The sequence below is a fragment of the Acinetobacter sp. V89_4 genome (assembly GCF_029967875.1).
GTDB lineage: Bacteria > Pseudomonadota > Gammaproteobacteria > Pseudomonadales > Moraxellaceae > Acinetobacter > Acinetobacter oleivorans.
This window is the reverse complement of the sequence record NZ_JASCAI010000021.1, coordinates 1-13,910: the sequence shown is the minus strand read 5'-3', so window position 1 is coordinate 13,910 and position 13,910 is coordinate 1. Positions and strand designations below refer to the sequence as shown.

Below are 13,910 nucleotides of genomic sequence, written 5' to 3'. Positions count from 1 at the left end.
AAGATGAGTGCAATCCAATACGAAAAAAATGCAGATAACATTGTCATTTTAACGCTTGATTCAACTGGTCAATCTGCAAACACCATGAATGCCGAGTTTCGTGACTCGCTTGATGAGGCAACGCAGAAACTTAAAGCAGAAACAGCACTTGCGGGCGTTATTTTCCGCTCAGCCAAAAAAACTTTCTTTGCTGGGGGCGATTTAGATGAGCTTATTCAAGTTCAGCCTGAACATGCCACTGATTTTTTCAACATGGTTGAAAAGTTAAAAGGCCATTTACGTACGATTGAAACTCTAGGTATTCCAGTCGTTGCGGCCTTAAATGGCACAGCCCTTGGTGGCGGTTGGGAAATTGCATTAAGCTGCCATCATCGTATCGCAATCAATGACCCCAAAAGTAAGTTCGGCCTACCTGAAGTCACTTTAGGCCTGTTACCGGGTGGCGGTGGTATTGTCCGCATGGTACGCCTACTTGGCTTACAAAATGCATTTCCTTTCTTAATGGAAGGCAAGCAATTTGGTGTCGATAAAGCAAAATCTTTAGGTTTAATCCATGACACTGCCGAAAACGAACAAGAGCTTTTAGATAAAGCGATCGCATGGGTAAAAGCCAATCCTAAGTCTCAACAACCTTTTGATGTGAAGGGTTATAAAATTCCGGGCGGCGATCCAAAGACTCCAGCTGTTGCTCAAGTTCTTGCTATCGCTCCAGCCATGTTAAGAGACAAAACCAAAGGTTGTTACCCTGCTCCTGAAGCAATTATGGCGGCAGCAGTCGAAGGCGCTCAGGTCGATGTCGATACAGCGTTACGCATCGAATCTCGCTACTTCACCCAACTCACCACGGGTCAAATCTCTAAAAATATGATCGGTACTTTCTGGCACGGTCTAAATGCAATTAAGTCTGGTGCTAGCCGCCCTGCCGATGTTGCAAAATGGCAAGCCACCAAAGTTGGTGTGTTAGGTGCAGGCATGATGGGCGCTGGTATTGCATATTCAACCGCAATTAAAGGCATTCCTGTTGTACTAAAAGATGTGTCTGTTGAAAATGCTGAAAAGGGCAAAGCCTATTCGCAAAAACTTCTAGATAAACGCGTTTCTCAAGGCCGTATGACCGCAGAAAAACGTGACCAAGTATTATCCCTCATTACAGCAACTGCCTCAGCACAAGACTTACAAGGCTGTGATATCATTATTGAAGCTGTATTTGAAAACCAAGAGCTCAAAGCCAAAGTTACTCAAGAAGCTGAACAATATTTAGCTGAAGGTGGAATCTTTGCATCAAATACTTCCACCCTACCAATCACAGGTTTGGCAACGGCGAGTAAAGATGCCCAGAAGTTTATTGGACTACATTTCTTTAGCCCAGTCGACAAAATGCAGTTAGTCGAGATTATTAAAGGTAAAAACACTTCAAGCGACACACTTGCTAAAGCCTACGACTTTGTACAACAAATTGGAAAAACGCCAATTGTTGTCAATGATAGCCGTGGCTTCTTTACCAGTCGTGTATTTGGTACTTTTATTCAAGAAGGTATGCGCTTACTTGCCGAAGGCGTTCATCCAGCTCGTATTGAAATGGCAGCGCTTAAAGCAGGCATGCCTGTTGGCCCCCTCGCTATTCAAGATGAAGTATCTTTAACCTTAACCGAACATGTTGCCAGTGAAGCACGTAAAGCGCTACAAGCTGAAGGGAAAGATTTGCCTAAGACCTCTGTCGATGAGGTCGTTCATACCATGATTCATGAGTTAAACCGTAAAGGTAAGGCGGCTGGAGCAGGTTTCTATGAATATCCAGAAAATGGTAAAAAGCACCTATGGGAAGGTTTAAACCGTTGGCAAAAAGATCACGATATTTCTGAACAAGATATGATCGATCGCATTCTGTTTGTACAGGCTTTAGATACCCTACGTTGTTATGAGGAAGGTGTCTTAGAGTCAGTTATTGATGCCAATGTCGGTTCAATCTTTGGTATTGGTTACGCTCCTTGGACCGGAGGTGCGATCCAGTTCCTGAATCAATACGGTACTGATAAAGCACAAAAACGAGCTGCAGAATTAGCTGCCAAATATGGTGAACGTTTTACACCTCCAACTTTGCTAAAAACAAACGCTGAGCAGAAACAAAATATTCAATAACTTAGACTTATTGGATATTTAAAAACTGCATAAACCTTACCCATATAAATATATTTTATTTATATGGGTTTTTCTTTATGACCTTTAAGATTTCAGCCTCCTGCCTAAATATGCTATAAATAGACTTCATTTTTGTGCTTCTAAAGCACATTCGAGAAATCCTTATGTCCGATAAAAATTCTTCCGAGTCAGCAATTTTAGGTTGGAAATTTGTTCTGATCGTTGGTGTTTTGAGTGCGATTTTCCTTGGCTTTTTCTATTTAGCGATGAGTAATGAACCTGACTATATGCCAGGGGCTCAGCGCAAAGCACAACAAGAGCAAATGCAGCAAAAAGCTGAAAATTCCACAGAGCAACACGCTCAACATAGTGACGACATGCCTGAAATGGATATGAAAGAACATCAGCACTCAACTCAGTAATTAGATATCAAATGACAGATTTTTCCCGTAATGCACTCGTTGTAGAGGGTGGAGGCATGCGTGGTGCCTTTACCAGTGGCGTACTTGATGCTTTTTTACAGCAACAGTTCAATCCTTTCGATCTATACGTTGGAGTATCATCTGGTTCAACCAACGTTGCAAACTACTTAGCAGGTCAACAAGGCCGCACTTTAACATTTTACACTGATCACTCCCTCCGTCCTGAATTTATCGATTACAAACGCTTTTTTAAAGGTGGTGATTTACTTGATTTAAAATGGATGTGGGAAATTGGTGAGCAAGAGCACCCACTTGACCAACAAAGTCTTTTCGCTAAAAATCCAGATTTTTATATGGTGTTGACGCATGCCAAAACAGGTCATGCAGAATATCTTCGTGCGGGTAAAGACAATTTGCTAAATGCGCTTCGTGCTTCTAGCTCAATTCCAGTTTTAACGCGTCATCCCGTCGACATTATGGGGGAACCTTATTTTGATGGTGGTGTTGCAGATGCCCTACCCGTTCGCTGGACGGCTCAGCAAAGTGATGTAAAAAAACTATTGGTTTTACGCACACGCCCGAAAAATTACTTTAAGGCGAGTAGTCGAGGCGATCAATTCCTAGCTAAATACGCGTTTAAACATCATTATGGTTTTGCAAACAGCTTACGTAGCCGTTGTGCTCGCTATAACGCTTCGGTCGATTTTGTTCGTGGTGAAAATCCAGAACAGCAAATTTTAGAAGTTTGCCCACCGCCACTTAAAAATATGGCTGGCCGTTTAACTACTAACCCGAAAAAGCTTCGTTACAGCTATGAAGTCGGCTTAGAAACAGGGCTACAGGCAATTGAAAGCTGGAATGCAATGAAATAAATCCAACTTGAGATTTCTAAAAAGAAGTCTCAATTTAACTCTAAAATCATATCAATATGTGGAATGCCACAGTCTTTGTAAACCTCACCTTGCACATGAAAACCTAAAGCTTCGTAAAAAGCTGTCACATAAGTTTGCGCAGAAAGCTTTAAATAAGGCAGTTTATGACGACGTGCATAGTCAATAATATGCTGCATTAAAATTTTACCAATACCCTGCTTTCGATAAGACACTAAAACAGCAACACGCCCTACGCTATGCTGTGGCAACAGACGTGCTGTAGCGATAGGCTGTTCTTTGTCATAAACAATAAAATGCAAAACTGTGGCATCCAAGTCGTCCCATTCATCTTCAGGTGCAATTCCCTGTTCTTGGATAAAGACTTGTTCACGGATGTATTTCGCATCTTGCTCAAGCTGTTCCCAACCACCCTCTACAATTTTATACATCCGCTCACCGCCCTAGCACTTGCAGCCAATATTTTCGATCGGCAATTGATCTTGTAACAACAATTCCAACGTTTGCTTTTTAATACCGTACATTTCTTTCAATGCTTGGATTTGAGCCATAATCTTGGCATCAGGTCCAGAAACGTTTTTGCGTTTCGTCGCCAAAATCATTTTATTTTTGCTGGTATGTTCAAGTGATACAAACTCAAAAACTTTAGTTTCATAGCCATACGCTTTTAAAAGTAATGCACGTAACGTATCGGTCAGCATTTCGGCTTGTTGCCCCGCATGAATACCAAACTGTAGCATTGGTTGTAACACTTCAGGACTATGTAATTGTGGGCGTAACTCTTTGTGACAACACGGCGCACACATAATCATTGAAGCGTTTAAACGAATTCCAGTATGAATAGCAAAGTCTGTTGCAATATCACACGCGTGTAAGGCAATCATAACGTCCAGTTTTTCTGGCTGATAACTACGGACGTCACCTTCAAAAAAGTCTAAGTGGTTAAAATGCACTTTGTCTGCAACATTCTGGCAAAACTCAACCAGATTCGGGCGCAATTCAACTCCAGTGATCAATGGTGTTTTTTGCTGCTCTTGCAAATAATCATATAACGCAAAAGTTAAATAACCTTTGCCCGAACCAAAATCGACAATCCGTAACTCTTGTTGAGATGCATCAATTTGCTCATAAGCACTCGCAAAGATTTCAATAAATTTATTAATCTGTTTCCATTTACGCGCCATGCTTGGAATGATTTGGCCTTTTTCATCGGTAATACCAAGCTCTTTTAAAAACGCATTGCCCTGCTGTACATAACGTTGCTTTTCACGATCATGTGCCTGAATCGTTTGTGTCGCATTTACTGCTTGCTTTTTACCCATATTCATTAGGGCTTTTTTCTTATTTTTCTTGAGTTGAATTTCTTGATTAGTTGAAAATAAGTTTGCTTGCTTACACTGTATGATTAACTGCTCAATCTGTTGCAAACCTTCTTCAAATGAATAATTTTTAGTCACATCTTGGGTAGTATGGTGATATAGAGCTGAAAGCTGTTTTTGGCCATGTAGCTCTACAACGCGGAAAGTGATTTTTTCCAGTTGCGCCAACTCTCCTTTATATTGGCTCAAGATCAATCGCTCAAAAGCTTGTTGGTCAAGCATTTGCTTGATTTCATGAAAGAATTGCTGTTCTTGCTCAAAGGAGAAAACCGACACGGATATACCTAAAAATGAAGACTCATATAAAATAGAAGTTTAAAGGGTCTAGGATTAAAAATAAAATAACTTTACGACTGTTTTGTATTTCTATACATTCGTATTTTTAATCAAAAAAAATTAAACTTATGAGTAAATCTGTGTTGGAAACTTACGATCCAAAAGAAGAACTATTTAATGCCTACAGCCATGGGGCTGGTATTATTATGGCCGTTATAGCTTCTATCTTTTTAATTATAAAGGGATCTTATCTTTCAACTGCTCAGTGGGTAGGTTTGTGGGTATACTCATTTAGTCTCATTTTGGTTTTCACCAGTTCTACACTCTATCACTTTGCTCAAACACAAAATCTACGCTACTGGTATAAGAAACTTGACCATACAGCCATTTATTATTTAATTGCTGGAACGTATACCCCCTTCTTAAGCATCGCAATTCCTACTACAAAAGCTCACTATCTGTTGATTGCACTTTGGGGCATCGCTGCAATTGGTACACTTTTCAAGTTAGTTTTTATTCACCGTTTTCAAAAAATTTCTTTGCTCGCTTATATTTTAATGGGATGGCTTGCTGTGTTTGTAATGGATGACATGCGCACTTATTTAAGTAAAGATGCATTGATTTTCTTGATCATTGGTGGCTTAGCTTATACGGTTGGAGCATTGTTTTACGCGTTAAAAAAGGTAAGATATACCCATGCGATCTGGCACATTTTTGTGCTTTTAGGTGCAGGAGCACATTTTCTTGCTATCTATTGGTACATAGTTTAGTTCATTTTTCACTCTTATTCAGTGATCCTGAAAGAGTCATGGATGATGTTCTTTCACGCTATTCTTTTAGAAAAAATACGTCTTTAAAAGGAATAGTAAATTAAAAATAAATTTTAACTGATATAAGGTTTTATATGGATTCAACCTCTGCGACTGCTGCTCCGGCAGTAGCCACTAATTCAAAAACACGGGTTTTGTTTGCAAGCTTAGTCGGTACAACCATTGAGTTCTTCGACTTTTATATCTATGCAACTGCTGCCGTTATTATTTTTCCTCACTTGTTTTTCCCTGCTAGTAGTGGCAGCGCCGCAGTCTTACAATCTTTAGCAACCTTCGCAATTGCCTTTATTGCCCGCCCCATCGGTGCAGCAATATTTGGACATTTAGGAGACCGTATTGGTCGGAAAGCCACATTGGTTGCAGCTTTACTGACCATGGGTATTTCAACAGTATGTATTGGTTTACTTCCTACCTATGCACACATCGGAATCTTCGCACCCCTACTATTGGCTGTATGCCGTTTAGGACAAGGGCTAGGCTTAGGTGGTGAATGGAGCGGTGCAGTATTACTCGCGACTGAAAATGCCCCTGAAGGTAAAAGAGCATGGTATGGCATGTTCCCACAACTTGGCGCTCCAATTGGATTTATTTTAGCAACGGGTTCATTTTTATTATTGAGCGCAACTATTCCTGAGCAGGCATTCATGCAATGGGGCTGGCGTATTCCATTTATTGCAAGTGCTGTATTAGTGATTGTGGGCTTATATATCCGTTTAAAACTACATGAAACTCCAGCATTCCAAAAAGTTTTAGATAAGCAAAAAGAAGTTAATATTCCATTTAAAGAAGTTATCACTAAACATTCGGGTAAGCTGATTCTTGGTACGATTGCAGCAATCTGTACGTTTGTCGTGTTCTATCTTACCACCGTATTTGCCTTAAACTGGGGAACGACTAAGCTTGGCTATGCACGTGGTGAGTTCTTAGAACTTCAACTCTTTGCAACCCTTTGCTTTGCTGCATTCATTCCTTTATCTGCTATTTTTGCAGAAAAATTTGGTCGTAAAACAACCTCTATTGGCGTCTGTATTGCTGCTGCGATTTTCGGCTTGTTCTTCTCTAGCATGTTAGAGTCTGGAAATACCTTAATCGTCTTCCTTTTCTTATGTACTGGCTTGGCGATTATGGGCTTGACCTATGGTCCGATTGGTACAGTTCTTTCTGAACTTTTCCCAACTTCAGTTCGTTACACAGGTTCAGCATTAACGTTTAACTTAGCAGGCATTTTTGGTGCATCATTTGCGCCACTTATTGCAACTAAGCTTGCTGAAACTTATGGTTTATATGCAGTTGGTTATTATCTTACTGCAGCATCACTTTTATCACTCATCGCTTTCTTACTTATTCGTGAAACGAAAAATGATGATGTGAATAATCAGATCTAAAAATTAGAAATTCTTATATAAAAAAGCCGGTTCAAAATTGAACCGGCTTTTTTTATAAATATATGATCTTAATTTATTGATGCTGGATTCGAAGGTGCAATGCTATTTGATACAGCAGGAGCTGTTACATTACTTGCTGCAACAGCAGCTGGTCCAGCAACAGCAGCTTCACCAATGAGTGCAACTTTTGCTTTTTCTTGGCTCTTCACAGATAAAGCAGGATTAGTTGCTACAATACGATTAATGTTTGCTGAGTTTGCCGGAGCAATCGCAGTCGTTTGTAAAATAATTGGGCGATTACCTGTGTTACCCAACGTATAGCGAATGCCTGTACGCGGGCTAATCACTGTAGTATTTTCTTGCTTCACCACAGCTTGAGCCGAAGTTGGGCCTTTTGCTGCAAGTACTTTATCAACCGTTGTCGTTTGAGGGGCTGAAGCTGCTTCTGCTGCGAAAACAAAACTAGGTACAGCAAGAACAGTTAAAAATAAAGGTTGTAATACTTTTTTCATTGTCTTTCCAACATACACTCTGGATGAGAAGTAAATAGCATTTAATGCTTAAAACTGCAAACATTATTCACAGGCTTACTACAAACATAAAAAAAGCAGAACAATTGTTCTGCTTTTTTTCGTTAAGGCAGATTAAATCTTACCGTGACATTGCTTATATTTTAGTCCAGACCCACATGGGCATGGTGCATTACGGCTTTCTGGAACAGGGAAAGCTTGCTGATCATTAGACTCGTTCACACTTTCTTGAGAAAGTGTAACTTCACCAGTTAACCCATCTACGTCATCATGTTCGAAAGAAAGCTTCATTGATTCAGCTTGCTGCTGCTGTTGAGCTTCCATTTCTGCAAGTTCTTCTGGTGTTGGGATATGTACACGAGACAAATCAGTCACAACATCAGTTTTAATAATACCCAGCATATTTACAAACAGGTTAAAAGCTTCTTTCTTGTATTCCTGTTCAGGGTTCTTTTGCGCATAGCCACGTAAGTGAATACCTTGACGCAAATAATCCATTGCAGCCAAATGATCTTTCCAATGACGATCAAGAGAGTTTAAAACGAAGTGACGTTCAAGCATTGCTGCTGATTCATCACCCATTTGAGCGCGGCGCTGGCGATAACGTTCAATTACTTCATCGCTAATACGCTCAACTAAACCTTCTTCATCTAGACGGCGATCTTGATCTAACCATTCTTGAATTGGTAACTCAATACCCAAATCAATACGCAGAGCGTTTTCTAAACCTTCAACATCCCACTGGTCATGAATTGACTCTGGTGGAATAAAGTTAGCAATCACGCCTTTCATCACTTCGTGATGCATTTCTTCAACGTATTCTTTTAAAGTATTTTCAGCTAACACTTCATCACGTTGTGAATAAATGATCTTACGTTGTTCATTATTCACATCATCGTATTTCAATAAGTTTTTACGAATATCAAAGTTACGCGCTTCAACTTTACGCTGAGCGTTCTCGATTGAACGACTCACCATTTTGTGTTCAATCGCTTCATTTTCTTGGAGACCCATCGCACGCATCATTCCGACTACGCGATCACCTGCGAAAATACGCATAAGGTCGTCTTCAAGAGACAAATAGAAACGAGAAACACCAGGGTCACCCTGACGGCCCGCACGACCACGTAACTGGTTATCAATACGGCGTGATTCATGGCGTTCAGAACCAATGATGTGCAAACCACCTGATTTCAATACATCTTCGTGGTCTTGTTCCCATTGTGCTTTCAGACGTGCTTCATCTTCAGCAGTAGGGTTTTCAAGTTTGGCAAGTTTTGCTTTCCAGTTACCACCCAAGATAATGTCCGTACCACGACCAGCCATGTTAGTTGCAATCGTTACTGCATTCGGGCTACCCGCCTGAGCAATAATGTCAGCTTCACGCTCATGTTGTTTTGCATTCAACACTTCGTGGTGAATACCAGCTTGCATTAACTTAGAAGATAAAATTTCACTGGCTTCAATGGTCGCTGTACCAATCAGAATCGGTGCAACACCTTGCTCACGAATATTCGTAATTTCCTGAATAATCGCATCGTATTTACCGTTACGGTTTAAATAAATTAAATCGTTTTGGTCATTACGTACCATTGGGCGGTGAGTTGGAATAATCACAACATCAAGGCCATAAATTTCTTTCATTTCCGCAGCTTCAGTATCAGCAGTACCTGTCATACCTGAAAGCTTTTTATATAGACGGAAATAGTTCTGGAATGTTGTGGTCGCTAGTGTCTGGTTTTCAGGCTGAATTTCCAAACCTTCTTTCGCTTCAACTGCTTGATGCAAACCTTCTGACCAACGACGACCTGGCATTGTACGGCCAGTATGTTCATCAACAATCACGACTTCGCCATCGTGAATAATATAGTGAACATCACGCTGGAATAAGAAATGTGCACGAATAGCAGCAGACACATGATGAACAAGGCTCAGATTCGTTGCTGAATATAGGCTTTCACCTTCAGCTAACAGACCCATTTGAATAAGTTCTTGTTCAACAGTTTCATAACCAATTTCAGTCATTTCAACTGAACGCTGCTTTTCATCAATCCAGAAGTGCCCACCATCTGCAACTTTTTCTTCTTTTTGCGGATGTAATTTAGGAGGAATCGTATTGATTGCAGAATACAGATGCGAAGAGTCTTCACTTTGACCAGAAATAATTAATGGTGTACGTGCTTCATCAATCAAGATTGAGTCAACTTCATCGATAATGGCATAGTGCAAACCACGTTGTTTCTTTTCTGCTAAAGAAAACACCATGTTGTCACGTAAGTAGTCAAAACCGAATTCGTTATTAGTACCATAGGTAATATCAGCAAGATAAGCTTCCGCTTTTTCAGACGGACCTTGCATTGAATAGATCGTACCAATGCTTAAACCTAAAAACTCAAATAATGGACGGTTCAACTCAGCATCACGCTGTGCCAAATAATCGTTCACCGTAATGACATGAACGCCTTCGCCACTTAATGCGTTTAAATAACACGCCAAAGTACCCATCAGGGTTTTACCTTCACCGGTACGCATTTCGGCAATTTTACCTTCATGCAAGGTAATACCACCAATAAGCTGAACGTCATAGTGACGCATGCCCATTACACGCTTGGCTGCTTCACGACAAACTGCAAATGCTTCTGGAAGTAATTTATCTAAACTTTCGCCATTATTATAACGTTGTTTGAATTCTGGAGTTTTTGCAGATAAGTCTGCATCGCTTAAAGCTGATATCGTCGGCTCGAGCGCATTGATTTGCTCAACAATTTTGCGCATTCGTTTGAGTTCGCGCTCATTTTTTGTACCGAAGATACCTCCGATCAGACTTGCCAACATGGATAAACTCTCTAAATCTTGCTTGGTCAAATGAATAAACTTTTTCTCAGTCGTTTATTATGGTGCCAGAAATTTGAAGTACAAGGGGTTTGCACAAAACCCCTAAAAAAAATCTGATAGTTAGATGAATGGTATTTCATTCATCTAGTCCCCCTTAATGTATTTGGCGCCTAAAACGCACCATTAACGCTCATCTATTAAGCATAACTTCCGAGAAATCTAATTTAGCAAATTTACCTTAAAGTTACATTGATTAAGCACTTAAAATAATGAGTTTTAGTCATATATATTTACACTTATATAAAAATTTCATAATAAAATATAAAAACAATAATTTTAATCATAAAGTAAATGCTGCATATTCATTCAATCGAATAACAAATTATGAGCAATTGAGGAAATATCATGACACTACGATTAGGAGACACTGCCCCCGATTTTCAACAAGAATCGAGTGAAGGCACAATTAATTTTTATGATTTTTTAGGGGATAGTTGGGGAATCTTATTTTCACATCCAGCCGACTATACGCCAGTATGTACAACAGAGTTAGGTTACACAGCAAAATTAAAAGATGAATTTACAAAGCGTAATGTTAAAGCGATTGCTTTGTCAGTAGACGATGTAGAGTCTCATAAGGGCTGGATCAACGATATTAATGAAACACAAAACACAACGGTAAATTTTCCAATCATTGCGGATAAAGATCGTAAAGTATCTGAGCTTTATGGTTTCATCCATCCTAATGCCAGTGAAACACTCACAGTGCGTTCTTTAGTGATTATTGATCCGAATAAAAAAGTTCGCTTAATTATTACCTACCCTGCTTCAACAGGTCGAAATTTTAATGAAGTTTTACGTGTGGTTGACTCATTACAATTAACTGACAAGCATAAAGTCGCTACACCAGCGAACTGGCAGCAAGGCGAAGATGTAGTGATTGTGCCATCACTTAAAGATGAAGAAGAAATTAAACAACGCTTCCCTAAAGGTTATACAGCGGTTAAACCTTATTTACGCCTAACACCACAGCCTGAGCAAGATTAAAGCCTTTAAAAAGGCTTTAATTGAAGCGCAAGACAAGCGAAGCACGTAGGCAAGCCTCTGAAAGGTTCCTTGCAAGACAAGCAAAGCGCGTAGGCAGGCATCTGAAAGGTTCCTTGCAAAACAAGCGCGTAGGCAAGCATCAAAAGATTTTAAATAAGCCAACCACGTAGTAAATCGTAAGCAAAATAAGTAAATTTTTCACCCTTAAAAAGCCATCCAACGTGATGGCTTTTTTATTTATGTATTGAATACACATGGTTTTTACTGCTCAGATCAGTTATAACTCGAAGCGATTCGGTATAAAAAATAAAAATCATGATCTATAAAATTCATCATTTAAAGTGTGGCAGCATGTGCCCAGTTTGTGCCCCACTCTTTGGACAAAAAGGCTTTCGAGCTGAAGTCGTCTGCCATTGTCTTCTGGTTGAAACTGATCGAGGCTTAGTGCTTATTGATACAGGCTTTGGCTTGCAAGATTACTTACATATGAAACAGCGCCTAGGCTCATTAGTTAAACGTTTAGGCAAAATTGAGCCTAACCTTGAGTTTAGTGCCATTCAGCAAATTCAAAAGCTGGGGTTTAATCCAAGGGATGTACAACACATCTTTGTCACTCATCTTGATTTTGATCATGCAGGCGGAATTTCAGATTTTCCACATGCCACTGTGCATGTTTTAGCTGCAGAATATAACGCAGCCCAACTTCCAAATTTTAAGGGCAAACTTCGTTATAGAACCAATCAATATAAAGATCATCGCTACTGGAACTTTGTTGAATACCAGCAAGGTGAAGCATGGTTCAACCTCGAAAAAGTAAAAGGCTTTCCTCTGTTCCAAGATGAAATTTTAATGGTACCTCTATTGGGGCATTCAGCTGGTCATTGTGGTATTGCCATAAAGCAACAAAATCAATGGTTATTATTTTGTGGGGATGCATACTATTCACATCTAGAGTTAAACCCTAAAAATAAATTAAGATCACTCAGTGTGCTGGAAAAAACATTTGCAGAAGATAATGAGCAACGCCTTGTTAATCTCAAACGCTTACAGCATTTAGCTCAACATGAGCCAACGATTGAAATAATTTGTGCTCATGATCCTTATGAGCTTAATCGGTATCAAACATGAAAAAATTATCGCTCATTACACTTCTCATCTGTATAAATTTACAAGGATGTATGCAGCATGAAAGTATTGCTCATGAGCAACGACCAAAAGACTGGGGCACTTTAGTCTCTCAGAGCCATAACTTTTATCAAATTAGTAATGATGTTTTTCGCAGTGAACAACCTAGTGCTGCAATGATTTCAGAATTAAAGAATCATCAAATTGGAACAATTATTAATTTAAGGGCCAAAGACGCAGATACTTTAGTTTTTAAAAATGAAAATTTTAATCTTGTGCATATTCCTATCAACACATGGGCAATTAACCGCCAAGATCTATTAGAGGTTATGCAGCAAATCAAAGTTGCTAAACAGAGTAATCAACGTGTTTTATTGCATTGCTACCATGGTTCAGACCGTACAGGCGCCAGCGTTGCCATGTATCGCATTATTTTTGAAAATTGGGCAATTGATGATGCGGTTAAAGAAATGAAGGAAGGTGGTTATGGCTACCATATTATTTGGAAAAACATTGACCGTTTATTCACCCCTGAAAATGTAAAATGGATTCAACAGCAACTGTCGAATCCATCTTAACTATATATTGAGTAAACCTTAGATCAGATTAACGCTGATCTAATGGTACCCAATCAATGACCCAAGCCGATTTCATATTTAAACTTGAATCAGAAGTAATTTTCTTACGAGCGGCATCTGCTGTATCACGGTCTTTCGCAGGTCCAACCATAATACGGATGCCCTTACTAGTTTGGCTCGTAGTTACCTTATAGCCTTTAGCTCGTAATTTAGAAACAACTGCATCTGCATTTGCTTGGTTAGCAGCCAATGCAACTTGCACCATCCACTTTTTATCACCATTTTCCAGCAATTCACGCGCTTTTTCAGCCTCAGCTTTTTTATCAGCTTCTGCTTTACGTTTAGCCTCTGAGGTTTTCTTATCAGCTTCTGCTTTGTGTTTTGCTTCAGTTGCTTTCTTATCGGCTTCTGCCTGACGCTTTGCTTCAGCTGCTTTCTTATCAGCTTCCGCTTGGCGTTTTGCTTCAGCTGCTT

Annotated in this window: 13 protein-coding genes; 8 read left to right on the top strand and 5 right to left on the bottom strand. The window is 39.7% G+C overall.

Annotated features, from left to right (window positions below):
* The first annotated feature begins 3 nt into the window (after window positions 1-3).
* From QLG01_RS08665 to QLG01_RS08655, 3 genes are all read left to right on the top strand, one after another.
* Complete coding sequence (locus QLG01_RS08665) at window positions 4-2,139, top strand: 3-hydroxyacyl-CoA dehydrogenase NAD-binding domain-containing protein (RefSeq protein WP_282496256.1); 2,136 nt, start codon at window positions 4-6, stop codon at window positions 2,137-2,139.
* A gap of 164 nt (window positions 2,140-2,303) precedes the next feature.
* Window positions 2,304-2,561: a hypothetical protein gene (locus tag QLG01_RS08660; protein ID WP_017392457.1), complete on the top strand. Its 258-nt coding sequence runs from the start codon at window positions 2,304-2,306 to the stop codon at window positions 2,559-2,561.
* Window positions 2,562-2,572: 11 nt separating this feature from the next.
* Window positions 2,573-3,433, top strand: coding sequence for a patatin family protein (locus QLG01_RS08655; RefSeq protein WP_282496255.1), 861 nt, complete (start codon window positions 2,573-2,575; stop codon window positions 3,431-3,433).
* Between the two features lie 29 nt (window positions 3,434-3,462).
* Here QLG01_RS08655 and QLG01_RS08650 read toward each other — a convergent pair whose 3' ends face one another.
* Both QLG01_RS08650 and QLG01_RS08645 read right to left on the bottom strand, forming a co-directional pair.
* Entirely contained in the window at window positions 3,463-3,882 is a 420-nt protein-coding gene (locus tag QLG01_RS08650) for a GNAT family N-acetyltransferase (RefSeq protein ID WP_282496254.1), read from the bottom strand.
* A gap of 12 nt (window positions 3,883-3,894) precedes the next feature.
* Entirely contained in the window at window positions 3,895-5,106 is a 1,212-nt protein-coding gene (locus tag QLG01_RS08645) for an SAM-dependent methyltransferase (protein ID WP_282496253.1), read from the bottom strand.
* A 128-nt stretch (window positions 5,107-5,234) separates the two neighbouring features.
* On the opposite strand from QLG01_RS08645, the gene QLG01_RS08640 reads away from it, so the two are divergent.
* On the top strand, window positions 5,235-5,876 hold the full coding sequence (locus QLG01_RS08640) for a hemolysin III family protein (protein ID WP_107881311.1): 642 nt from the start codon (window positions 5,235-5,237) through the stop codon (window positions 5,874-5,876).
* A gap of 134 nt (window positions 5,877-6,010) precedes the next feature.
* Complete coding sequence (locus QLG01_RS08635; protein ID WP_282496252.1) at window positions 6,011-7,321, top strand: MFS transporter; 1,311 nt, start codon at window positions 6,011-6,013, stop codon at window positions 7,319-7,321.
* A 68-nt stretch (window positions 7,322-7,389) separates the two neighbouring features.
* Here the strand turns inward: QLG01_RS08635 and QLG01_RS08630 are convergent, their stop codons facing one another.
* Together QLG01_RS08630 and secA are read right to left on the bottom strand one after the other, a co-directional pair.
* Entirely contained in the window at window positions 7,390-7,833 is a 444-nt protein-coding gene (locus tag QLG01_RS08630; RefSeq protein ID WP_004789183.1) for a hypothetical protein, read from the bottom strand.
* A gap of 132 nt (window positions 7,834-7,965) precedes the next feature.
* Window positions 7,966-10,686 (bottom strand): preprotein translocase subunit SecA, encoded by a 2,721-nt coding sequence (gene secA / locus QLG01_RS08625; protein WP_013196872.1) that lies wholly within the window; start codon window positions 10,684-10,686, stop codon window positions 7,966-7,968.
* Between the two features lie 405 nt (window positions 10,687-11,091).
* On the opposite strand from secA, the gene QLG01_RS08620 reads away from it, so the two are divergent.
* The 3 genes from QLG01_RS08620 (at window position 11,092) to QLG01_RS08610 (ending at window position 13,436) form a co-directional block, all read left to right on the top strand.
* Window positions 11,092-11,733 carry a peroxiredoxin gene (locus QLG01_RS08620; RefSeq protein ID WP_002116558.1) on the top strand — a complete coding sequence of 214 codons (642 nt, stop codon included), beginning with the start codon at window positions 11,092-11,094 and terminating at the stop codon, window positions 11,731-11,733.
* A gap of 315 nt (window positions 11,734-12,048) precedes the next feature.
* On the top strand, window positions 12,049-12,861 hold the full coding sequence (locus QLG01_RS08615) for an MBL fold metallo-hydrolase (RefSeq protein WP_282496251.1): 813 nt from the start codon (window positions 12,049-12,051) through the stop codon (window positions 12,859-12,861).
* Window positions 12,858-13,436: a dual specificity protein phosphatase family protein gene (locus QLG01_RS08610; RefSeq protein ID WP_282496250.1), complete on the top strand. Its 579-nt coding sequence runs from the start codon at window positions 12,858-12,860 to the stop codon at window positions 13,434-13,436. Before QLG01_RS08615 ends, QLG01_RS08610 begins: the two co-directional genes overlap by 4 nt.
* A 28-nt stretch (window positions 13,437-13,464) precedes the next feature.
* Here QLG01_RS08610 and QLG01_RS08605 read toward each other — a convergent pair.
* On the bottom strand, window positions 13,465-13,910 hold a 446-nt coding region (locus QLG01_RS08605; protein ID WP_282496249.1), incomplete at its 5' end, for an SPOR domain-containing protein.